The following is a 20578-nucleotide window of genomic DNA, read 5'->3' on the forward strand; positions in this document are numbered from 1 at the left end:
TCCTTACATAATTCTTTCTGGTTCATTATCAATATAGACATTTAAGCCATATTTTTTAATCTCTTGTGCTGAATCTTGAATTTGATGCAGCAAATTATTTAAATTTTCCTCTTTTTTATATTTTACCAGTATTTGATAATAATACTGATTTTTTAAACGAGAAATTGCACTTGGTGTTGGTCCCAAAATAATTGCATTAGCATGTAAATTATTTTGAAGCTTTCGTTTAATTTTAAAAGCTTGTCGTGCAGCATTTTGTTCATTTTTAGATGCAATTGAAATTAAAACTGTATAAAAATATGGTGGATAATCTCCTTCATGTCGTACATGCATTTCATAATTATAAAATTGTTCATAATTTTGTGATTGCGCTAATTGAATTGCATAATGCTCAGGATTATAAGTTTGAATAAGAACTTCGCCAGTTTTATCTGCACGTCCTGCACGTCCTGCCACTTGCGTTAACAGTTCAAAAGTCTTCTCAGATGCATTATAATCTGGCAGCCATAAACCAGTATCTGCGTTTATTACCCCAACTAGGGTTACATTAGGAAAGTCTAAACCTTTTGCAATCATTTGAGTTCCTAAAAGAATATCTGCTTCATGATTGCCAAACTTATCCAAAATTTTTTTATAGCTACCTTTTCTTCTAGTAGTATCTACATCCATTCGCAAGATCTTCGCTTCTGGAAGCAGTTCTTCTAATTCTTCTTGAACTTTTTGTGTACCCGTTCCTAAAAAGCGAATTTTATTTGATTGACAATTAGGACAAAGTTGCGGGATTTTCTCACTATAACCACAATAATGACATTGCATTTGATTAGTATCTTTATGCATCGTCAAAGATAAATCACAATTAGGACATTTTAAAACAAAGCCGCATTCTCGACAAAGCATAAAATTAGCAAACCCACGCCTATTAAGCATTAAAATAGTTTGTTCATTTTTGGCTAAACGCTTTTTAATAGCATTAAATAAGTCTGTTGATATATCAAACTGACCTCCTGCAAATTCTACATGCTTTAGATCAATTAATTTAACTTGTGGCAATTTCTTTTGATTTGCTCTTTTGGTTAATTTAAGTAAAGTATATACTCCTTTTTGAGCTCGAGCCCGACTTCCCAGTGACGGAGTAGCACTTCCTAAAACAAGGGGGCAATTATTATACTTACTACGCCATAATGCCACGTCACGGGCATGATAACGTGGATCAGAATCTTGCTTATATGAAGATTCATGTTCTTCATCAATTACAATCAATCCAATATTTTTAAGCGGTGCAAAAACTGCACTCCTTGCTCCAACAACTACTCTAGTTTCTCCTCTACGAATTCGGCGCCATTCATCATACAATTCCCCTTCAGAAAGTCCGCTATGAAGTACAGCTACTTCTTGTCCAAATCTTTCTTTAACTTGTGAAACCATTTGTGGAGTTAAAGAAATTTCCGGTACTAACATCAAAGCATTTCTTCTATTTTCCAAAGCCTGGCTAATAGCATGTAGATATACTTCTGTTTTACCACTTCCAGTAATTCCTTCCAATAAATAAGTTTTTGATTCTTTATTTTTAATAGAAGAATTAATCTGTTTAAGAGCTATTTTTTGCTCATCATTTAATTTAATGTTTTTAGAAATATTTTTATTATCTTTAAAACCGGCTAAGGGATTACGATATACTTCTATTTTCTTTTTTTGAAGCCAATTTTTATTAACTGCATTAGCTAAAGTAGCAGCATTAATTTGAGCATCGTTTTCAAGAATATTTTGCATTTTAGGATAAGAAGTATAATTTTGTATGATGTCCATTAATAAACGCTTTTGATTAGTAGCGTTGTGTCTTAAAGAATTATAAATTGTTAGATACTCTTCTTTAGATTTGGTTAATATATATTGATTTTCAGTCTTAGTTTTAGCCTTATTTTCTACTATATACTCAATTTTAGCATCTTGCGATTTTAGCAGCTTATGTACAAAAGAAATTTCTTTAATATCATTTATCCTATTTAAATCAATTGGATTTCCTTGAAAATAGGGCATTTTTTTAGCTTTTTCACTTATAGGACTCAAAATTTTTCGATAATTCGCTCTCATTACACGTGGAAGCATTGCCTTTAAAATTGTAATTCGATAAGAAAAAACTTCTCTAGCTAATTCTGCTGACAGTTCTACAAGCTCAGGAGTAAGGGGTGGCATTTCATCAACTACCAATAATAAGTCACGCAATTTTCCTGAAAAGTTGCTACTTTCACTGATTCCAACAACAAAACCTTGCAATTTTCTTGGTCCAAATGGTACAACAACTCGCGACCCTACTTTAACATCTGGTAATTCAGATGGGATATGGTATTCAAAAATTCTATCAGTTTGTTTAGCTGCAATATCTACAATAACTTGCGCAATCATTTAAATTCCTTTTGTAAAAAATGACCCCCATCTATTTGATGGAGGTCATTAACTTTTATTCATCTACCAGGTTAACCTCGCGGTGAGCTGGATCAACTGTAACCTTACCAGCTGCAATTTCTTCAAGAGCTCGACCTACAGACTTGTCACATTTAAAGTGTTCAAGTGTTGGTGGTACTCCTGCTTCAAGTTCATGTGCACGTTTGGCAGCAAGTACTGATAATGAATAACGCGAATCAACGCGAGACAATAATTTATCAATTGATGGGTATGTAATTCTCATATTAATCCTCCCTGACCATTTTACGGTAGTCATCGATAACTCGCTTAACACTGACGTGTTCAGCATCAACGATTGCCTTGATATGATCAACTGCATTTGCAACAGTATCATTAACCACGGCATAGTCGTAATCTTGCATTACTAAAATTTCTTTGCGCGCTTGCTTAATTCTTCCCATAATCACATCTTCAGATTCAGTGCCTCTATTTTCAAGACGCATATGCAAAGTATGCAAATCTGGCGGCGTTAAGAAAATGAATACGCCATCTGGCATTTTTTCACGGACCTTTTGTGCACCATTAACATCAATTTCAAGCAAAACATCTTTGCCTTCTTCTAACATTTTTTTAACTGGTGCAACAGGTGTGCCATAAAAATTACCTACGTATTCATTATATTCCAGAAGCTCTCCTTGGTTAATAGCTTCTTGGAATCTCTCACGACTTACGAAATAATAATCTACTCCATCCACTTCGCCAGGACGAGGCTTACGCGTAGTCATTGAAACAGAATATTCAAAAGGAAACACCTTATTTTCAACAATTGCGCTTTTAACGGTTCCTTTACCAACACCCGAAGGACCCGAAAGGACGAGTAACAAACCTTTATCTGCCATGCCGAACACTCCTAGAAATATCTAATATATTTAGTTTGCACTAAAATAGTTTCTTTTTCAAGTCTTAACCTTAGAAAAAAGGTTTTATTTTACAAAAATAAAAAACAGAAGTTTGCAATTATTTGCATCCCTCTGTTTATTTATCAGTTTTAAAACTTTTCATTAAATCCAGCGCATTTTGTTTAGCAGCATCTGTTATATTTTTACCTGCCATCATTTGTGCAATTGCAGTGATTGTTTCTTCTTTTGTCAAAGGACCAACTTGCGTAAAAGTTGCCCCATCTTGAACTTTTTTAGCAACTAAATATCGATGATCACCAGCTGCAGCTACTTGAGGAGAGTGTGTAATCGTAATAACCTGCTTGTTTTTTGCAATGGAATGCATCTTACGCCCAATCGCAGCTGATACTCTACCAGAAACACCTGTATCAATTTCATCAAAAATCATAGTTCCCACCGGTTCTACTTGACTAAAAATTGCTTTTAAAGCCAAAATCAATCTTGATTGTTCCCCACCAGACACGATTTTTACAAGTGGCATTAAATCTTCACCGGGATTAGGAGCAATTAAAAATGAAATATAATCTGTACCATTTTCATTAAAAGATTTACTTTCTTCAAAATTAATCGCAAATCTTACCTTTTCCATATAAAGGTCTGCAAGTTCTCTCTTAATTTTTTCTTCTAAAATATGAGCAACTTCTTCACGACTCCGATGTAATTCATTTGCTTGCTTAGACATTATTTTTTCTAAATTTGATAATTCAGTTTGAATTTCTTCTTCATCCAAGCCACCAGTTTCAAATTGTTTAAGTTCTCGTTGAATATTTTCATAAAACTTAAATACATCTTCTAAAGTTGGGCCATACTTCTTTTTTAATGAATTTAACGTATCCAAGCGAGTAGTCACATATTGAAATCTTTCTTCATCAAAATCTAATTGATCCATTAAACTTGATAATTCACTTCTGGCATCCCCTAAAGCAAACACACCATCATCAACACTTTTAGCGAAATCCTTAAATTTATTACCAAATTCAGTCAAATCTTGCGCAGCATTTTGTGCATCACTTAATAAAGTAGCGAGACCGTGTTCATCATCGTCATATAACTGCATAAAAAACTGGGCACTATCTGCTATTTTTTGATAGTTATTAAGTTCATTAAACTCTTCTTCAAGTTTTTCATCTTCCTTTGGATCTTCTAAGTTAGCAGCATCTAACTCATCATTTTGAAACTGCAATATATCTTGCTTTTGCGCCAGTTCTTGTGCATCTTGGCGAAGATGACGCAATCGAGCAGTTAACTTTTGCCATTTATGATAATTTTCTTGATATTGAAGTAACTTCTGCTTGAAATCTTCAGAAGCATAGTCATCCACTAAATATATTTGACGATCTTGATTCATTAGCATTTGTTGGTCATTCTGTCCATGAATATCAACTAAATACTTACCAATTTCTCTTAAAATATTAATCGTAGTTAATTGTCCATTAATTCTAACAACATTACGACCTTTAACAGCTAATTCTCTACTTACAATTAATTGATTATCATCATGGGGCAAGCCATATTTATTACATAATTCAGAAATCTTGTCTTTTTGCTCTTCTAATTCAAATAAACCAGTGATAACGGCTTTTTTTTCACCGGAACGAATCATTTCTTTTTGACCTCTTCCACCCATTAAAAGTGAAACAGCATCAATTAAAATTGACTTACCCGCACCAGTTTCTCCAATTAAAACCGTCATATTTTCTTGAAAGCGAACTTTTAAAGTTTTAATTATTGCAAAATTTTCAATATCCAGTTCAATAAGCATACCTTCACCTAGAGCCCACTTACCGCATTAGCTACAACTTCTTCTGGAGTTCCAGTCCAAAGATTTTGACCACCTGCTAATTCATCTTTTTGTAAATGAATTAAAAATTCGATATTTCCTTTTCCACCCTTGATTGGAGAATAGTCAACACCTAATACATTAAAACCAATTTTCATTGCTTCATTCATAGTATGTTCAATAACATCCTTATGAACTTCATGATCATGAACGATTCCATGTTTACCTACATTTTCAGGACCAGCTTCAAATTGAGGCTTAATTAAGCAAACTGCATCACACTTATCTTTTAAAATCGCATACATTGGTGGCATGATCAAATCCAAAGAAATAAATGAAACATCGGTCATTGCAAAATCTGGCATTCCTTCTTCAAAGTCTTCAGGTTTACTATAACGGAAATTTTGCTTTTCCATTACAATAACACGCGGATCATCTCGAAGCTGCCAAGCTAATTGATTATAACCTACGTCCAAAGCGTAAACCATTTTAGCACCATTTTGTAAAGCTACATCAGTAAAACCACCAGTTGAAGCACCGATATCAAGACAAATTTTATTTGTCAAATCAATGTTAAAAACTTTTAGTGCCTTTTCTAGTTTAAAGCCTCCACGAGAAACATACTTTTTACCATCGTCTTTTACGTAAAACTTTTCATCTTTTGGAAATTTAGTCCCACTCTTATCAATTCTTTGATGATTATGATCAGATACCAAACCTGCCATAATTGCACGCTGAGCTTGAGTTCTAGAATGAAAAATCCCTTGTTCTGCTAATAATATATCTGCTCTTTCTTTTGCCATTTATAATACCTTTTTATAAAGATCCAAAAATCCAACTAATACTTCATTATTTAAGTCTTGTAAATCTTTTTTTGCTTGATCAATCAAATTTTGCAGCTCTTTACGACTTTTATCGATTCCAAGGAGGGTAAGGGTATTATTTTTACCCTCTTCTTCATCTTTGTGGGTTGCTTTTCCTGCTTCTTGAGTAGTTTCAACAACATCTACTAAATCATCATAAATTTGATAAGCACGTCCAAACTCACGCGCAAAATCAATTAATTTTACTTGTTTAATATCATCAGCATGAGCATAAATTGCCGCCATTTGAACACTAGCCTCAATTAAGCATCCTGTTTTAAGCCATTCCATTTCATTGATAAAATTGGCGTCATTAGCAACTTTTTCATTATTTGTAGAATCGATATCTAAATATTGACCCCCCACCATTCCGTTTGGGCCAATAGCCTGAGTAATAACAGTTACAAGTCTAGCAGAATCACTTCCTTCTGCAATCCATTGAATTCCTAAAGGCAACAAAGCATCCCCTGCTAAAATAGCTTCTGCTTCTCCCCATTTTTTGTGACTTGTTAATTTACCTCGACGATAATCATCGTTATCCATTGCTGGTAAATCATCATGAATTAATGAATAGGTATGAATTAATTCAATTCCACAGGCAATTTGAATCGCATTTTCATCAATTTCTTGTCCCAAAGAGTTTAAAGTTGATAAAAATAATAATGGTCTTAATCTTTTTCCCCCAGCCATAACTGAATAAGCCATTATTTGACTAATTTTTTTATTATGGATAGTTTCAGATAAATTTTTTTCTAAATAATCATTAATTACTGGTGTCCACTGATCTTTAAAATATTGAAATGCTGTCATAACTATTCCTCGGGTGCACTTGCATTAGTTGGATCAAGACGACGTTCACTGCCATCGCTATCAATTAACTTAGCTACTGTTTCTTCGGCTTGTGTTAACTTTTTATCTAAATCTCGGCTAATTTGTACCCCTTCTTGAAATTCCTTAAGGGCATCTTCTAAAGGAACATTTCCATTTTCAAGATTATTAACGATTTTTTCTAATTCTGTTAATTGACTTTCAAAATTATTTTTAGCTGCCATTATTTTCTCCTTATTGTTTCTACAGTTGCAGTGGCCTCGCCATCTTTAAAATGCAAATTCAACTCTTCTTTTTCTGATATGTGCTCAATAGAGCTGACAGTTTTGCTTTTATCATCAGTCACATATACATATCCACGCTCTAATGTTTTCAATGGACTATAATCATCAAGCTGCTGAACAACCTGTGAAAAAGTATTTCTCTTATTTACTAAATAATGTTTTATATTATCAAAAAGTTGCTTTTGATAAAAAACATTTTCTTGTTGCAAGCGCACAATTTTTTTATCGGGATTTGCACTTAATAAACGCTGCTTCAACAAATTATAATCTTGATGTGAAGTATTTAACACATTTTTTATGCTACTTTGCAAGCGATTTTTTAATATATCAACCATCTGTATCTGTTGATCATAAAGTCTAGTCGGTTCACGCATAACAATAGAATTATTAATTTGATTTAGCCTTTCACGCTTTTGTCTAATTAGTGACTGAATACTTGCCTGCATCCTACTTTCAAGTTGATGTAATTTAATCAATTCATCTGATAAATTGGGTGTTGCATATTCCGCAGCTGCTGTAGGAGTAGCGGCACGTTGATCAGCTGCCAAATCACAAAGAGTAGTATCAGTTTCATGTCCTACTGAAGAAATAACAGGAATAGGCATATTATAGACTGCCCTTACTACCTCTTCTTCATTAAATGGCCATAAATCTTCTAAAGAACCGCCCCCACGTCCAATTATCATAACATCATATTCATCTTTTTTAGCTGCAATTTGTTTCATTGCATTCACTAAAGAATCCGCAGCTAGTTCTCCTTGTACTTGAGCTGGAAACAAATCAATTTCAGCATGAGGAAAACGACGATTAGCAGTAACCATAATATCATGAATTACTGCCCCAGATGCACTAGTGACAACAGCAATTTTATCAGGAAAATGAGGTAATTGTCTTTTATGGTCTAGATTAAATAAACCTTCATTACTTAATTTTGCTTGAAGTTGTTTAAATTGCTCATATAATGCTCCAAGCCCGGCTGGCTCCATTTGCTCTGCATAAAATTGATATGAACCTTGTGGTCCATATACACTTACATATCCAACAACGTAAACTTTCATCCCCTCTTCTGGTTTAAATTTCACCTTATCAAAAAAGGAACGAAACATTACTACATTGATTTTTGACTTTTCATCTTTTAATGAAAAATATTGATGGGAATTTCTACGAAAGCGAAAATTAGATAACTCACCTTGTAAAAACACTTTATGTAAATAAGGGTCATTTTTGAATTTTTGTGTAATATAATAATTCAAATCCGTAACTGTTAAATAATTATTTTCGCTTGTCATAAGCTCTCCTTGTTAACTTAATAACTTGCTCCATCAAAAATTCAACAGTTAACGGACCTACTCCACCAGGAACTGGAGTAATCATGCTGGCTTTAGGTTCAACTTCATTAAAAGCAACATCTCCTACTAAATGACCATTAATATGATTAATACCCACATCAATAACTATTGCGCCATCTTTTACCATATCGCCAGTTACCAAATTAGCTTGACCAGCCGCAGAAACTAAAATATCTGCCATTTTAGTATATTCAGATAAATTTTTAGTTGCTAAATGAAGGATAGAAACTGTAGCATTTTTTTCAAGCATTAAAGCTGCTAAGGGCTTACCAACAATATTGCTGCGACCAATAATCACAGCATTTTTCCCCTCTAAGTTAACTCCATAATAATCTAATAATGCCATAATACCATCGGCAGTAGCAGGTTCTACAAAATGATCCTCCTGCCATAAACGCCCAATATTACTTGGAGTTAGACCATCTACATCTTTTTCTGGGTCAATTCGTTCAAGAACTCGATTAACATTAATGTGATCTGGTGCAGGAAGCTGAACCATTATTCCATGTACTTTAGGATCAGCATTTAATTTATCAATTAATGCCAAAACTTCTTCCTCTGTTTCAGTTTTAGGTAATTGATAAATTTTTTGAATTATTCCAACACTCTCAGCGCGACGCTTTTTAGTATGGACATAAACTTTGCTAGCAGGATTGTCTCCAATATTAATTACGCAAAAATATGGTTCAATTCCCTCAGCTTTTAATTCTTCTACTTTTTTCTTTAATTTTTCTGCTCGTAAATTTGCAAAAGCTTTTCCATCAAGAATTTTTCCCATTTAATCAGTTCCTTTCATAGCAAAAATAGCCGGCAAAATGCCGGCTATTAGTTTTATTATTTAACGAAGTTTGCTAAAATCCCATTAACAAATGGCTTTGCCTTTGGATCAGCAAATTCATCACATAAGTTTAAAGCTTCACTAACCGCTGCCTTAGGCTCAATTTCGTCACTATACTTAATTTCGTATAAAGCAACTTCCAAAATTGCAATTGTAGTTTGATTGATTCTAGATAACTTCCAGCCCTTTTTTAAGTGACTAGAAATTTCATCTTCAAGTTCACTACGCTTTGCAATAATGCTTTCAATAAGAGTCTTTGAATAGGCAGAAAGCTCTTTTAAATCAAGCGTTTGTACGGTTTTGGCTTCAACTTCTGCAGCAGAGTAAGTTGGTTCTTGATTTGCCAAGTATACTGCTTGCATTGCAACCTTACGACTTTCGTGTTGATTCATTTACTTATCTTTATCCTCCGGAAACAGCTCTGAAGTGACCTCTTCTGCATTCTTCTCATCTTCTGGAAAAACAAGGCACACCACATGAACATTAATTGCTTTAAGTTCAAGATCAGTCATTTGAACAAGCTGTGCTTTTAGTGCTTTTTGCAAATTAGTTGCTACAACTGGAACATTGACACCGCTGTTAAGGTAAACATAAACATCAGCGACTAATTTTTTATCATCGTCAACACTTACATTTACACCTTTACCGCGGTCTTCTCGTCCTAGAACCCAATTAAGACCAGACTTAAGACTGCCACGCATTCCAGCAACGCCATCAATTTTTTCAGCAGCAATGCCCAAAATAACTTCAAGAACACTAGGATCTATCTTAATTTGTTCGCCGTTTTCTTCGCCGCTTAAGAGAATTTTTGAACTATCTGCCATAATATTACCTCAAAAAACTACTTATTAGCACGTGATACGTAACTACCATCAGCTGTGTTAATAGTCAATACATCGCCTTCATTAATAAAGAATGGAACATTAACTACTAAACCAGTTTCCATAGTTGCAGGCTTACCACCACCTGATGAAGTATCACCTTTAATATTTGGTTCAGTCTTAGCTACCTTAAGGTCAACTGTGTTAGGCAATTGAATACCTAAAGTTTCACCTTCGTGCGTAATTACACTAACATTCATATTTTCAAGTAAGTACTTGGATTCTTCTTCAACTTGTTCATTTGGAATTGCTAATTGGTCATAAGTTGAAGTATCCATAAATACATAACTTGAACCGTCATTGTATAAGTATTGCATTGACTTGGTTTGGATATCGGCAGTTTCAACTTTAGCAGTTGAACGGAAAGTATTTTCTTGAACTGCACCAGTACGTAAACTCTTAAGCTTTGAACGTACAAAGGCACTACCCTTACCTGGTTTTACGTGTTGGAATTCAATGATACGCCATAAATCATTGTTATATTGAATAGTTAAGCCGTTCTTGAATTCGTTAACTGAAATCATTGTCATATTAGTTCCCTCATTTCTACACTATCTATGTTACCAATTTAAGCGCGATTTGGCTATAAATAATCTTCAGATTTATAGAGAAAGTAATTCATTTTTTGGCAAATTAGATAAAACTTCAGGTTCTTCACCATTAATCAAAACATCATCTTCTATCCTAACGCCACCTTTTTCTGGAAGATAAATTCCCGGTTCAACAGTATGAATCATATTATCTGTTAATTTTTGCTTAGCAAAAGGCATAGATGGCTGACATAATTCATGAAGTTCTAATCCGATACCATGACCAATTCCATGTCCAAAATATTGACCATATCCAGCTTGAGCAATATATTCACGAGCTGCTTGATCAACATCTCTACCGTAGTTTCCTCTAGTTGCCTTTTCAATGCCACGTCTTTGGGCTTCGAGGACAATTTCATAAATCTTTTTAAGTTCAGGATCAACTTTTCCTACAGATACTGTACGCGTAATATCTGCTGCATAACCATTATAAAAACTTCCGAAATCAATAACAATCATGTCACCATCTTCAATTATTTTATCGCTTGCTACTCCATGAGCCCAAGCAGAACGCAGACCAGAGGCAACAATTGTATCAAAATCGGGACCGTCGCCACCATTAATTTTAAAAAGATAATCAAGCTTAGCTGCAATATCTTTTTCTTTCGCACCTACTTTTATCATAGGTAAAATTTCATTAAAACTTTCCATTGAAATATTAATTGCTTTTTTTAAAGCTTCAATTTCAAGTTTATCCTTGACATTACGAACTTGCTCAACTAGTTCTTCACATATCTCAAAGTTTAACTCTGGATTAAGCTGTTTAAGCTTTTCATATTCTGTAGCTGAAACAAATTCGCCTTCAATGAGCACTTTCTTTAAGTTTAAAGTTTTTAAAATCTTACTAATTTCTTCATAATCACTATTGTGCTTCATGATAACATTTAATTCACCAGGAGCTTGAGCTTTTATTTGATCAGCAAAACGTGAATCTGATAATAAAATTCGATCTCCAGCAGCTGTTAAAATTAGTTGTGCTTCTTCACCTGTAAAATTCGTAAGATAACGATAATTAGGCTCGCTATAAATAATTAAAGCATCTGCACCTTCTTTTTTTATCAAATTCGTCGTTTTCAAAATACGCTGATTAATTAAACTTAACAATTCTTGTTCTTTGCTCATCTTTAAAAGCCCCTTATATGTTAAAAAAGGCAAGAGCTACTTGCTCCTGCCTTTTTAATTAGAACTGTCTTATTCTGCTTCGTCAGCTGGAATAACAGAAACTTGCTTTCTGTATTTGCCAAGACGTTCAAACTTAACAGTACCGTTTACCAATGCAAACAAAGTGTCATCGCCACCGCGACCAACATTTGCACCTGGGTGAATCTTAGTACCACGTTGACGGTAAATAATTGAACCTGCGTGGATGTCTTGACCGTCACCAACTTTTGCGCCTAAACGACGACCAGCTGAGTTACGACCGTTAGCAGTAGAACCGCCACCCTTGTGGTGGGCAAATAATTTCAAACCTAAAATATTCATTATTGTTTCACCTCTGAATTAAGCTTCAATCTTTTCAACTGTAACCTTAGTGTAAGGTTGACGGTGACCATACTTAGTGTGTGAGTGCTTCTTTGGCTTGTATTTGAAAGTTACAACTTTCTTTTCCTTGCCTTGCTTTTCAACTTTAGCAGTAACCTTAGCACCTTCAACTAATGGAGTACCAACTTTAACATCGCCATCATTAGCTACAAGGATAACTTGGTCAAAGGTAACGTTTGAACCTTCTTCTGCATCAAGCTTTTCAACAAAGATTGCTTCACCTTCAGCAACCTTGTATTGCTTACCACCGGTCTTAATAATTGCGTACATTTGTACACCTCCGTAAAATACTTAGACTCGCCGAATTGGGGTGCTTTCTACTTCGAAAGACTTCTAACCCGCAATCGTGCGGTTGCAGATGTGGAGGTCTCCACAAATACAACTACTACAGTTTACTACCAAATATAGAACTTTTCAATAAAAAAATCAGATTCCCCATCGGCCGCCATGAACTTTGGCTACATTAGAAGTGACGATAAATGCATCTTCATCAATTTCATGGATTTTTGTAAGAAGAGCCCCATATTCATTTGTATCTACAATAATTAAAAGTTGCTGCTTATCATCATCGCTATAACCACCTACAACGTTATAAACAGTTAAACCTACGTAATCTTTTTGTAGCATCTCACGAATTTCTTTTAAATGATCATTACTCATAATTCGAACTTGGTATTTTTTATCAAAACCAGTCTCAGTATAATTCATAGTAATTGCAGTCACTACTTGTGAAAAAGCTGCTAAGAAAAAGGCATTCCAACCATCTACAAAAATATTTAAGAAAATTATAACCATGTCTATACATAGCAAGGTAGTAGCAGAGTTTAAATAAAAGTATTTTTTAAGAATCATTGGCGGAATCGTAGTTCCACCACTTGAAGCATTAACTCTATATAGCAAAGAAACACCTAGCCCCATTAATGCTCCACCATAAATCACTGCTAAAAGCTCATTATTAGTTGCCTTAAAACTAGGCGTAATCTCCATTAAAAGAGGTAAAAGCAGACTTCCTAGCGCAATATTTTTAGTGGTCTTTTTCCCTAAAAATATTGCTGCTAAAATCAACATTAAGATATTAACTACAAAAACTGTAATTGAGCGATTAATTCCCCAAACTGCATCAACTAAAATTGAAATACCAGTTGAGCCCCCTGCCGCAATATTGATTGGTCCATAAAACAAGTTAATTGAAATGGCAATAATTTCAAGTCCAGCAAGAAAAACCACCCAACGCATCCAAGAACGTTTCTTTATATTACTCTTCATTATCCAGCGTCCTCTCTATAATTATAATTAGGTAAGTATATTGTATACGACTTTGTGACACTGTATCAATATTAATTACAAAAAATAAGGAAAATTTTAACTTTGGACTTTATACTCAATAGTTTGATTTCCTTCATAAGCAGGAAGACCATTTTCAGCTCGATAAAGCGCTCTTTCAAAAGATTGATAACCTTTACTTGAACTTACTGCAAACTTTGCACCGTATTTACTACTAAATTCTCTAATATTCCAAGTACTATCATGGGCTGCAAAAGCTGTCACTAAAATTACAATATCTAAATCCTTAATTTGTTTTTCCATTACTTTCTTTTTACCTTCAAACGCATCAATTGGAATCGGTATTCCATTATAGCGAGTTACTATACTTTCAAGCATGGCTTCATTTTGGTTATCCCCAATCGCAATTCCTACTCGCTGATAGTGCAAATCCATATCCAACTTAGTCAGTCCTTCTTCAGAGTTTGTTTTTTCTTTCTTCTTTTTAGTATTTTGAACTCTTCTTGGCTGTTCAGTTTGATAAATCCAGCGAATTTGGACTGCATCCGCTGGATTTTTCTTTAATCGAACATCCCCACTATACCAAGCTAAATCAACAATGGAACCATCTTCAATATGGATATTTTCACCTTGATAATAACTGGAATCAACTGGGATAACAACACTTTTACCACGGATTTTTAATTTTTCACCGCGAATGTTACGCGTAATTGCAAAACTTCCCGTATCCCCTTGGACTACACCATATTTAAATTCTTCCACTTCATCATAATCGCGCTTGCGCATTTTTCTAAATCCTACAACACGTAAAATTTCGGCTTCATAATTTGGATTTGTCTTATCTTCTAGAGCCTCCACAATATCACCAGTTTTCAAATTCAATGGATGAACTTGCGATTCTTTTACTGTGTAAACAGTATCACCATTATCATTGATTAAATCAGCCCCACTAACTAAGCGAATTACAGTGTAGCGACGACCTTTACGATAATCACGCTTAATTTTTTCCTTTGGTTTCATTGCATCTTCAAAAATTTTTTTATTAACAGCTTCACTTGTTGGAGTAGATTTTTGAATTGCCTGATCAAGTTTACCTAAAGCATTTCCATAATTTTTTCCAACTCCAGGTTCAAATGTTAACTTATGAAGTGCTGATAAAGAAGCATTTTTTGCATTTTTATCGCCAGGATTTTCTATTAAATTTGCTAATTGCAAAATTAAATTTCGAACTTCTTTATTAGCGTGATTTTGTTGGGCAATCTTTTTAGACTTAACTTTATTTGAATTATCCTTAGAACTATCAGGATTTTCATCAACCATATTAATAATAGTTTTTATTGCAACTAAACTATTCTTTAGACTTTTATCATCGCCATCTGTTTTCATTAAAATTCTTTTTAAGTTATTTCGATAATCAAACATTTTTTCATCCCCATTTTAATTTTCATCTCTCTAATTATAACTTACTTAAAGTAAATAAAACAAAAAAGCTGTTGATTTTTTCAACAGCTTTATAATTTATACAATTACAGTCATTGCAGCGGCTGCAATGATTAAAATCAATCCTAAAACGGTAATTACCATTTCTTTTTTGGTCTTAGTTTCATGAAGCATCCAAATTCCAGTCAAAGTTGCTAAAACTACAGAAGTTTGTGACAAAATAAATCCGGTTGCTAACCCATTCATATTTGGTTGAGCGGAAATAAGATAAGTCAATGCTGCAAAAGCAAAGAAGAAACCTGAAATAATTTGTTTATAAGAAACAGCTTCAGCTAAGGCAAATTTTTCATCACGATTCTTAAACCATAAGAAAATTGCATATACAATAGCTACAATACACATTCCAATTGATTGTGGTAAAAATGCTCGTGAACCATCAATATGTGCAGCTTGTGGAGCAGCAGAATAAGCCCAATAACCAATTTCACCAATCAATAAAACAATTACAGCCTTTTTAAGTTTAGAGCTACCTTCGGCTGTCTTTTTTTCAGTCCAAGTAGTCATCCAAGCACCGATAATAATTAAAACTAAAGCAATAAAGCCAATCAACTTATCTGGTAAACTTGGCCAATCACCTAATGCAAATACACCCCATAAAGATGCACCTAAAAGCTGAAAAGCAGTTGTAATCGGCATCGCACGAGAAGATCCAACCAATGTAAATGAATAAAAAGTAATAATCTGTGCACTTGCCCAACCAATCCCTGAAATAATCGACCACATGAGACTCGCCCCACTTGGCAAACCTAAACCTTGAATCAAATCATAAATCAAAGCAAAGATAAAAGTCCCAAAGGCTGCACCGATAATTTGATTAACCGGTTTACCTCCAATTTTTGATGCAATAGTTGGAAAGAATCCCCACCCAATCAGAGGTCCGAGCCCAATTAAAAGAGCAATTCCATTCATATTTTTCACCTATTCAATTAAATTTTAAAAGATTACTCCACTTTCTAAAATAACATTTGAGTAAGGAGTTTCTTCACCAGTTCTAATAAAAGCCTTTGATTTAGATAAATCCTTTTTCAATTCAGAATGAGGAATAAATTCAATTTCTACATCTGGTAAAACTTTTTTAATTTCTTCAAGCTGCTTAGGATTTTCAGTCTTAATTTCTTCAGCAACATAAATTTTTTGAACTTCTAATTCTACCAATACTTCTTTTAAAACATCAATAAATGATGGAAGACCAGCTCTAACTGAAAGATCAATTTTCTCAGTATCTTTTGGCACAGGCGTCCCTGCATCTCCAACTCCAAGCCAGTCCATATGGCCCATATCAGCGATTACACGAGAAATATTTGAATTCATTACACCAGTTTTTTTCATTTTTAATTTTCCTTTCCATAAACTTTTTCTACTTTTTCTTTAGTTGGAATTGATGGCATTGCACCAAGATTTTGAACTGTAAGTGAAGAAGCTTTTTGACCGTAATCAATTGCCTCATCAATGTTAGATAAATCTGGATTTAATACAGCACTCATTGCCCCAATAAAAGTATCACCAGCTCCAGTGGTATCAACTGCCTTTACAGTGTGAGCTGGAACTAAACCATGACGACTGCCATCACAGTAAAATACTCCACGCTCACCTAATGTAATTAAAGTCATCTTTACACCTTTATTCTTAAAGTATTCTGCAGTTTTGAGCATATTGTCTTCATTGTCAACTTCAATACCAGTGATAGCAGCACTCTCTGTTTCATTTGGAGCAATAATATCAGTTACGCTTAAAAGCTCATCACTAACTTCTGAAGCAGGTGCGGGATTTAAAATAGTAGTAACACCATTTTTCTTAGCAATTTTAAAAGCTTCAATCGTAGCAGGAATTGGTGTTTCAAATTGAGCGATAATATAATCACTATTCTTAATTGTTTCACTAGCTTCTTTAATTTGATCACTATCTACTTTAGCATTTGCGCCTGCATCAACTAAAATACTATTTTGACCATTTTCATCAAGCATAATGGTCGCAGTTCCTGTGTCGGCATTGTCTAATTCTTTAACTTGAGACAAGTCAATTCCTTCATTTTTCATTGTTTCAAGCATAAACTTGCCACCATCATCTACTCCAACTGCTCCAATAAAGCTAACTTCAGCTCCACTTCTTTGAGCACTGACTGCTTGATTGGCGCCCTTGCCACCTGCAGCACTTGATTTTTCAGAAACATGTAAAGTTTCTCCAGGGAGCGGAATATGATTAATATGTAAAGTAGTGTCTAAATTGATACTTCCTAAAACTGAGATTTTTGTCATGGGAGTCTCCTTTACTTGACATTAAATTTATTTCTTGATTTGTTATAATTATTATTCCATATAGTGATAACGCTTTCAAACTAATTTAAAGTAAAAAGAACTATTTTAGTTCTTATTTTAGTAATTTTCTTATAAACTTTCACGCTTTATGATTTTTGTCCCAACTAAAGACTTTTGGGCTTGCCAAGAATTTGCAGCAACTTGACTTTGTAATTGAAAAATCACTTGATTAACTATTTGATCAATTGGTACATGAATCGTAGTTAAAGATGGAGACAGTAATTGACTTTCATTAATATCATCAAATCCCATAATTTTTAAGTCCTGTGGGATTTTAATATTTAATTTGGAACATTCTTTTATTATTCGAATTGCTAAATAATCATTTTCACAAAAAATGGCCTCTGGCAAGTTTCTACTAGAAAAACCTCTCAATACTGCATCAGGTGATAAATCAAGCGGATTTATTTTATAAAAATTATTTTTATTAATCATAATGTGATGATCTTCAAGCGCTGAAAAAAATCCTGCTCTTCTCATCAAAAAATTGGCATTTTCTTTAGTTAAAGCTGCATAACCTACTTTTGTAATTCCTTTATTAAGAATGTATTCAGCAGCTTGATAAGTAGCATGATAATTATCCATCGTTACAAAATCGCAATTAAGTTCTTCAAAATATGTATCAAGAAAAACCACATTCTGAATTTTTTCATTAATAAATTTTACTTGCTGTTTACTTAAGTCAGTTCCTAATACAATTGCATTTGTAATAGGTTTGGCTTTCAAAAGTAAAGTTAAGTCCTGCTTCAAATGGCCAATTTTCAAATTATTAATTCTTAAGTCAGTTCCAAAACCTGTTACACTTTGAGATAAGTTAGTCACCAAATGATCAAAAAAAGGCAAACTATAATAGTTACGATTAACTATTCCATTTTCATCGCTAATAATAATCAAATCACAACTAGCAACTTTTCTAATTCCACCTTTTTTGCGCTTTCTTAGAGGTTGATAACCTGTATCATTAATTATCTTAAAAATTTTTTCACGAGTTTCCTGACTAATGCCTTCTTTACCATTGAGTGCGATTGAAACAGCGCTTATTGATACTCCGGCAAGTTTGGCAATATCGTACATTTTTAATGTCATATTTTTCTCCAAAACAAAAAGCGCTAGTTACCTAACGCTTAAAATGTTATGCGCGCCATTCTCCGCCTTGACCATAAGTATGCTTATCAAGTTCATTAATAATTACGTGAATATGTTCTTTAGGTGCACCTGTGTTTTTGTGAACGGCTTCAGTAACATCTTTCATCAAGTTAGTTAGTTGTTCATCAGAGCGACCCTTAATTAATTCAATATGTACAAACGGCATAAATTTTACCTCCTGTTTTTTACTAGAATTATACGCTATTTTAGATTTTTTTGCGGACAATTTTTAATGCTGGCAAAATAATCGGTGTCAAAACCCCCGTAAAAACCATCTCTACTAGCCCATTTATACCTAAAGCTCCTATCAAAACTAAAATAAGTGGTTGACTAGAACTAGAAATGTTTAAATACTTAGTTAAGCTTGCAGGATTATGTATAAATACTAAACTTGCAAGTCCGATTACTAAAGCTGTATTAGTAAATGAAGTCAAAAAACCTGTAAAAAACGCTGCTAGTTTTTCATTTTTATTTGACATTATTTTTTCAACCACAGCTGCAATAAAACCAGCAAAAAAGCGTGGCACAATTGCAATTAGTGGGTTTTGAAAAAGTAAAATCGTTACCATATCAGTTGGTTGCAAATAAGCCATAATCAGTCTAGTAATCCCCCAAAAAAGCCCAAATAAACTTCCTGCTTTAATCCCCATCAAGCTCGCATATAAAGCTACGGTCAAGGGCACTGTCGTGATTGCCGGAAGCCCTGGCAAAAGATGGATATAGCCAATGTTTGGCACCAGAGTCTGCAATAATAAAATTGCAGTAAAAATAGCAGTAATTGTTAAATTTATGGTTTCTCTTTTCCTCATCAAAAAACTCCAAATATTTTTTATTTAATTTTACAAAAAAATAGAAAAAATGAAAACAAAAAAGGTAACATCCACAGATGTTACCTTACTTGGTGATCCGGGTGAGATTCGAACCCACGACCCACAGTTTAGAAGACTGTTGCTCTATCCAGCTGAGCTACCAGACCAGTTGTATGTTTGTATGTCCTCAACAGAACATAAATTATTATACGGGCTAATTTTAAAAAATGCAAGCATTTTTTATAAAAAATTTTCAATTTTTTTGAAAATGTACTACTATTATTTATGTAAGTGATTTCATTTTTAGAAAGAGACTTTTATTATGGATAAAATTGAACTAAACCAATTAATTGGACGCTTTAGGATGAATGCTAAAGAAAATGATGATAAGCGTGACAGCGGTCTTTCTACTCCTCAGGAAGTAGAAAGAATTGATAACCTTCCTTATGGTCCTGATCCTAAATGGAACTTGCTCGATGTTTATCTTCCAAAAAGCGTTACTCCCCCATATCCTACAATTATTAATATTCATGGTGGCGGTTGGGTATATGGAACTAAAGAAACTTACCAATACTACGGGATGGGGATTGCTAGACGCGGCTTTGCTTTTATTAATCCTAACTATCATCTAGCTCCAGAAAATGCCGAATATCCCGACGAATTAAATGATGTCAATCAGTATATTCATTGGGTTGATAAACATGCTGAAGAATACCGCTTGGATCGAAATAATGTCTTTATAATTGGAGACTCAGCAGGCGGCCAAATGGCAGAACAATATGTAACGATTTTATCAAATCCTAATTACGCAAAACTATTTGACTATAAACCAGTTAATTTAAACGTTAGAGCTGTTGGTCTTAATTGTGCTGCTTCTTTTGTACTGAATGGTCTTAATGGATTAGAATCTGCATATTTTACTCCTGAAGCTGTTAAAAAGTATCATGAACAGTTAAATGTTGAAAAATATATCACTAATCAATTTCCACCAACCTTTTTAATTACTGCAAATGATGACTTCTTACGTGATATGCAGCATACTTTATTTGGATTTTTACTTGCAAGAGGTGTTCATGCTGATTTAAACATGTACGGTACTCAAGAGCATCCCTTAGGACACGTCTTTTTTGTAGATCAAAAAAGCAAAGCCGCTGCTCAAGCAACAGACGATGAACTAACTTTCTTTAGAAGATTTATTCAAGAATAA

At 33.9% G+C, this 20578-nt stretch carries 24 protein-coding genes, 1 tRNA gene and 1 other annotated feature; of the genes, 1 reads left to right on the forward strand and 24 read right to left on the reverse strand.

Annotated features, from left to right (window positions below):
* Nucleotides 1-3: 3 nt before the first annotated feature.
* The 24 genes from priA to FOD82_RS05590 all read right to left on the reverse strand — a co-directional run bounded on the left by priA (nucleotide 4) and on the right by FOD82_RS05590 (nucleotide 19538).
* Nucleotides 4-2403, reverse strand: a complete 2400-nt coding sequence (priA, locus tag FOD82_RS05475; RefSeq protein WP_144355473.1) for a primosomal protein N' — start codon at nucleotides 2401-2403, stop codon at nucleotides 4-6.
* Nucleotides 2404-2458: 55 nt separating this feature from the next.
* Nucleotides 2459-2686 (reverse strand): DNA-directed RNA polymerase subunit omega, encoded by a 228-nt coding sequence (gene rpoZ / locus FOD82_RS05480; RefSeq protein ID WP_144355474.1) that lies wholly within the window; start codon nucleotides 2684-2686, stop codon nucleotides 2459-2461.
* A 1-nt stretch (nucleotide 2687) separates the two neighbouring features.
* A complete protein-coding gene (gmk, locus tag FOD82_RS05485) occupies nucleotides 2688-3302 on the reverse strand; it encodes a guanylate kinase (protein ID WP_144355475.1) in 615 nt (204 codons plus the stop codon).
* A 136-nt stretch (nucleotides 3303-3438) separates the two neighbouring features.
* Nucleotides 3439-5124: a DNA repair protein RecN gene (gene recN, locus FOD82_RS05490; RefSeq protein WP_144355476.1), complete on the reverse strand. Its 1686-nt coding sequence runs from the start codon at nucleotides 5122-5124 to the stop codon at nucleotides 3439-3441.
* Nucleotides 5125-5132: 8 nt separating this feature from the next.
* A complete protein-coding gene (locus FOD82_RS05495; RefSeq protein WP_144355477.1) occupies nucleotides 5133-5945 on the reverse strand; it encodes a TlyA family RNA methyltransferase in 813 nt (270 codons plus the stop codon).
* The gene (locus tag FOD82_RS05500; RefSeq protein WP_144355478.1) at nucleotides 5946-6815 is read right to left on the reverse strand and encodes a polyprenyl synthetase family protein; all 870 of its coding nucleotides are present in this window, start codon (nucleotides 6813-6815) and stop codon (nucleotides 5946-5948) included.
* 2 nt (nucleotides 6816-6817) lie between these two features.
* Entirely contained in the window at nucleotides 6818-7060 is a 243-nt protein-coding gene (locus FOD82_RS05505; RefSeq protein WP_144355479.1) for an exodeoxyribonuclease VII small subunit, read from the reverse strand.
* The gene (xseA, locus tag FOD82_RS05510; protein ID WP_144355480.1) at nucleotides 7057-8406 is read right to left on the reverse strand and encodes an exodeoxyribonuclease VII large subunit; all 1350 of its coding nucleotides are present in this window, start codon (nucleotides 8404-8406) and stop codon (nucleotides 7057-7059) included. The genes FOD82_RS05505 and xseA overlap by 4 nt, the downstream gene beginning before the upstream one ends.
* Nucleotides 8390-9244 carry a tetrahydrofolate dehydrogenase/cyclohydrolase catalytic domain-containing protein gene (locus FOD82_RS05515; protein WP_144355481.1) on the reverse strand — a complete coding sequence of 285 codons (855 nt, stop codon included), beginning with the start codon at nucleotides 9242-9244 and terminating at the stop codon, nucleotides 8390-8392. The genes xseA and FOD82_RS05515 overlap by 17 nt, the downstream gene beginning before the upstream one ends.
* A 56-nt stretch (nucleotides 9245-9300) precedes the next feature.
* Complete coding sequence (gene nusB / locus FOD82_RS05520; RefSeq protein WP_144355482.1) at nucleotides 9301-9696, reverse strand: transcription antitermination factor NusB; 396 nt, start codon at nucleotides 9694-9696, stop codon at nucleotides 9301-9303.
* Nucleotides 9697-10128: an Asp23/Gls24 family envelope stress response protein gene (locus FOD82_RS05525; RefSeq protein WP_144355483.1), complete on the reverse strand. Its 432-nt coding sequence runs from the start codon at nucleotides 10126-10128 to the stop codon at nucleotides 9697-9699.
* 17 nt (nucleotides 10129-10145) lie between these two features.
* Complete coding sequence (gene efp / locus FOD82_RS05530; protein ID WP_144355484.1) at nucleotides 10146-10715, reverse strand: elongation factor P; 570 nt, start codon at nucleotides 10713-10715, stop codon at nucleotides 10146-10148.
* A gap of 72 nt (nucleotides 10716-10787) precedes the next feature.
* Nucleotides 10788-11897: an aminopeptidase P family protein gene (locus tag FOD82_RS05535; RefSeq protein WP_144355485.1), complete on the reverse strand. Its 1110-nt coding sequence runs from the start codon at nucleotides 11895-11897 to the stop codon at nucleotides 10788-10790.
* 69 nt (nucleotides 11898-11966) lie between these two features.
* Nucleotides 11967-12257, reverse strand: coding sequence for a 50S ribosomal protein L27 (gene rpmA, locus FOD82_RS05540; RefSeq protein ID WP_144355486.1), 291 nt, complete (start codon nucleotides 12255-12257; stop codon nucleotides 11967-11969).
* A gap of 18 nt (nucleotides 12258-12275) precedes the next feature.
* Nucleotides 12276-12587 (reverse strand): 50S ribosomal protein L21, encoded by a 312-nt coding sequence (gene rplU, locus FOD82_RS05545; protein ID WP_144355487.1) that lies wholly within the window; start codon nucleotides 12585-12587, stop codon nucleotides 12276-12278.
* 13 nt (nucleotides 12588-12600) lie between these two features.
* Nucleotides 12601-12681, reverse strand: a sequence feature (ribosomal protein L21 leader region).
* A gap of 62 nt (nucleotides 12682-12743) precedes the next feature.
* Nucleotides 12744-13583 (reverse strand): YitT family protein, encoded by an 840-nt coding sequence (locus FOD82_RS05550; RefSeq protein WP_144355488.1) that lies wholly within the window; start codon nucleotides 13581-13583, stop codon nucleotides 12744-12746.
* A gap of 96 nt (nucleotides 13584-13679) precedes the next feature.
* A complete protein-coding gene (locus FOD82_RS05555; protein WP_144355489.1) occupies nucleotides 13680-15023 on the reverse strand; it encodes a DUF2325 domain-containing protein in 1344 nt (447 codons plus the stop codon).
* A gap of 96 nt (nucleotides 15024-15119) precedes the next feature.
* Nucleotides 15120-16010, reverse strand: a complete 891-nt coding sequence (locus FOD82_RS05560; protein WP_144355490.1) for a GRP family sugar transporter — start codon at nucleotides 16008-16010, stop codon at nucleotides 15120-15122.
* A 24-nt stretch (nucleotides 16011-16034) separates the two neighbouring features.
* Nucleotides 16035-16430, reverse strand: coding sequence for a D-ribose pyranase (gene rbsD / locus FOD82_RS05565; RefSeq protein WP_144355491.1), 396 nt, complete (start codon nucleotides 16428-16430; stop codon nucleotides 16035-16037).
* Between the two features lie 2 nt (nucleotides 16431-16432).
* The gene (rbsK, locus tag FOD82_RS05570) at nucleotides 16433-17356 is read right to left on the reverse strand and encodes a ribokinase (RefSeq protein WP_144355492.1); all 924 of its coding nucleotides are present in this window, start codon (nucleotides 17354-17356) and stop codon (nucleotides 16433-16435) included.
* A gap of 129 nt (nucleotides 17357-17485) precedes the next feature.
* The gene (locus tag FOD82_RS05575; RefSeq protein ID WP_144355493.1) at nucleotides 17486-18502 is read right to left on the reverse strand and encodes a LacI family DNA-binding transcriptional regulator; all 1017 of its coding nucleotides are present in this window, start codon (nucleotides 18500-18502) and stop codon (nucleotides 17486-17488) included.
* Between the two features lie 46 nt (nucleotides 18503-18548).
* The gene (locus FOD82_RS05580; protein ID WP_277950088.1) at nucleotides 18549-18767 is read right to left on the reverse strand and encodes a 2-hydroxymuconate tautomerase; all 219 of its coding nucleotides are present in this window, start codon (nucleotides 18765-18767) and stop codon (nucleotides 18549-18551) included.
* A gap of 1 nt (nucleotide 18768) precedes the next feature.
* Nucleotides 18769-19371 (reverse strand): ECF transporter S component, encoded by a 603-nt coding sequence (locus tag FOD82_RS05585; protein WP_144355495.1) that lies wholly within the window; start codon nucleotides 19369-19371, stop codon nucleotides 18769-18771.
* A 90-nt stretch (nucleotides 19372-19461) separates the two neighbouring features.
* Nucleotides 19462-19538, reverse strand: a tRNA-Arg gene (locus tag FOD82_RS05590).
* Nucleotides 19539-19693: 155 nt separating this feature from the next.
* Between FOD82_RS05590 and FOD82_RS05595 the strand changes: the two genes are divergently transcribed.
* Complete coding sequence (locus tag FOD82_RS05595; protein WP_144355496.1) at nucleotides 19694-20578, forward strand: alpha/beta hydrolase; 885 nt, start codon at nucleotides 19694-19696, stop codon at nucleotides 20576-20578.

Source organism: Lactobacillus sp. LL6 (assembly GCF_007570935.1).
GTDB lineage: Bacteria > Bacillota > Bacilli > Lactobacillales > Lactobacillaceae > Lactobacillus.

What these genes read in the sequence shown, in the direction of transcription:
- priA (WP_144355473.1), bottom strand. Translation starts at nt 2,403, where the DNA reads ATGATTGCGCAAGTTATTGTAGATATTGCAGCTAAACAAACTGATAGA.
- rpoZ (WP_144355474.1), bottom strand. Translation starts at nt 2,686, where the DNA reads ATGAGAATTACATACCCATCAATTGATAAATTATTGTCTCGCGTTGAT.
- gmk (WP_144355475.1), bottom strand. Translation starts at nt 3,302, where the DNA reads ATGGCAGATAAAGGTTTGTTACTCGTCCTTTCGGGTCCTTCGGGTGTT.
- recN (WP_144355476.1), bottom strand. Translation starts at nt 5,124, where the DNA reads ATGCTTATTGAACTGGATATTGAAAATTTTGCAATAATTAAAACTTTA.
- FOD82_RS05495 (WP_144355477.1), bottom strand. Translation starts at nt 5,945, where the DNA reads ATGGCAAAAGAAAGAGCAGATATATTATTAGCAGAACAAGGGATTTTT.
- FOD82_RS05500 (WP_144355478.1), bottom strand. Translation starts at nt 6,815, where the DNA reads ATGACAGCATTTCAATATTTTAAAGATCAGTGGACACCAGTAATTAAT.
- xseA (WP_144355480.1), bottom strand. Translation starts at nt 8,406, where the DNA reads ATGACAAGCGAAAATAATTATTTAACAGTTACGGATTTGAATTATTAT.
- FOD82_RS05515 (WP_144355481.1), bottom strand. Translation starts at nt 9,244, where the DNA reads ATGGGAAAAATTCTTGATGGAAAAGCTTTTGCAAATTTACGAGCAGAA.
- nusB (WP_144355482.1), bottom strand. Translation starts at nt 9,696, where the DNA reads ATGAATCAACACGAAAGTCGTAAGGTTGCAATGCAAGCAGTATACTTG.
- FOD82_RS05525 (WP_144355483.1), bottom strand. Translation starts at nt 10,128, where the DNA reads ATGGCAGATAGTTCAAAAATTCTCTTAAGCGGCGAAGAAAACGGCGAA.
- efp (WP_144355484.1), bottom strand. Translation starts at nt 10,715, where the DNA reads ATGACAATGATTTCAGTTAACGAATTCAAGAACGGCTTAACTATTCAA.
- FOD82_RS05535 (WP_144355485.1), bottom strand. Translation starts at nt 11,897, where the DNA reads ATGAGCAAAGAACAAGAATTGTTAAGTTTAATTAATCAGCGTATTTTG.
- rpmA (WP_144355486.1), bottom strand. Translation starts at nt 12,257, where the DNA reads ATGAATATTTTAGGTTTGAAATTATTTGCCCACCACAAGGGTGGCGGT.
- rplU (WP_144355487.1), bottom strand. Translation starts at nt 12,587, where the DNA reads ATGTACGCAATTATTAAGACCGGTGGTAAGCAATACAAGGTTGCTGAA.
- FOD82_RS05550 (WP_144355488.1), bottom strand. Translation starts at nt 13,583, where the DNA reads ATGAAGAGTAATATAAAGAAACGTTCTTGGATGCGTTGGGTGGTTTTT.
- FOD82_RS05555 (WP_144355489.1), bottom strand. Translation starts at nt 15,023, where the DNA reads ATGTTTGATTATCGAAATAACTTAAAAAGAATTTTAATGAAAACAGAT.
- FOD82_RS05560 (WP_144355490.1), bottom strand. Translation starts at nt 16,010, where the DNA reads ATGAATGGAATTGCTCTTTTAATTGGGCTCGGACCTCTGATTGGGTGG.
- rbsD (WP_144355491.1), bottom strand. Translation starts at nt 16,430, where the DNA reads ATGAAAAAAACTGGTGTAATGAATTCAAATATTTCTCGTGTAATCGCT.
- rbsK (WP_144355492.1), bottom strand. Translation starts at nt 17,356, where the DNA reads ATGACAAAAATCTCAGTTTTAGGAAGTATCAATTTAGACACTACTTTA.
- FOD82_RS05575 (WP_144355493.1), bottom strand. Translation starts at nt 18,502, where the DNA reads ATGACATTAAAAATGTACGATATTGCCAAACTTGCCGGAGTATCAATA.
- FOD82_RS05585 (WP_144355495.1), bottom strand. Translation starts at nt 19,371, where the DNA reads ATGAGGAAAAGAGAAACCATAAATTTAACAATTACTGCTATTTTTACT.
- FOD82_RS05595 (WP_144355496.1), top strand. Translation starts at nt 19,694, where the DNA reads ATGGATAAAATTGAACTAAACCAATTAATTGGACGCTTTAGGATGAAT.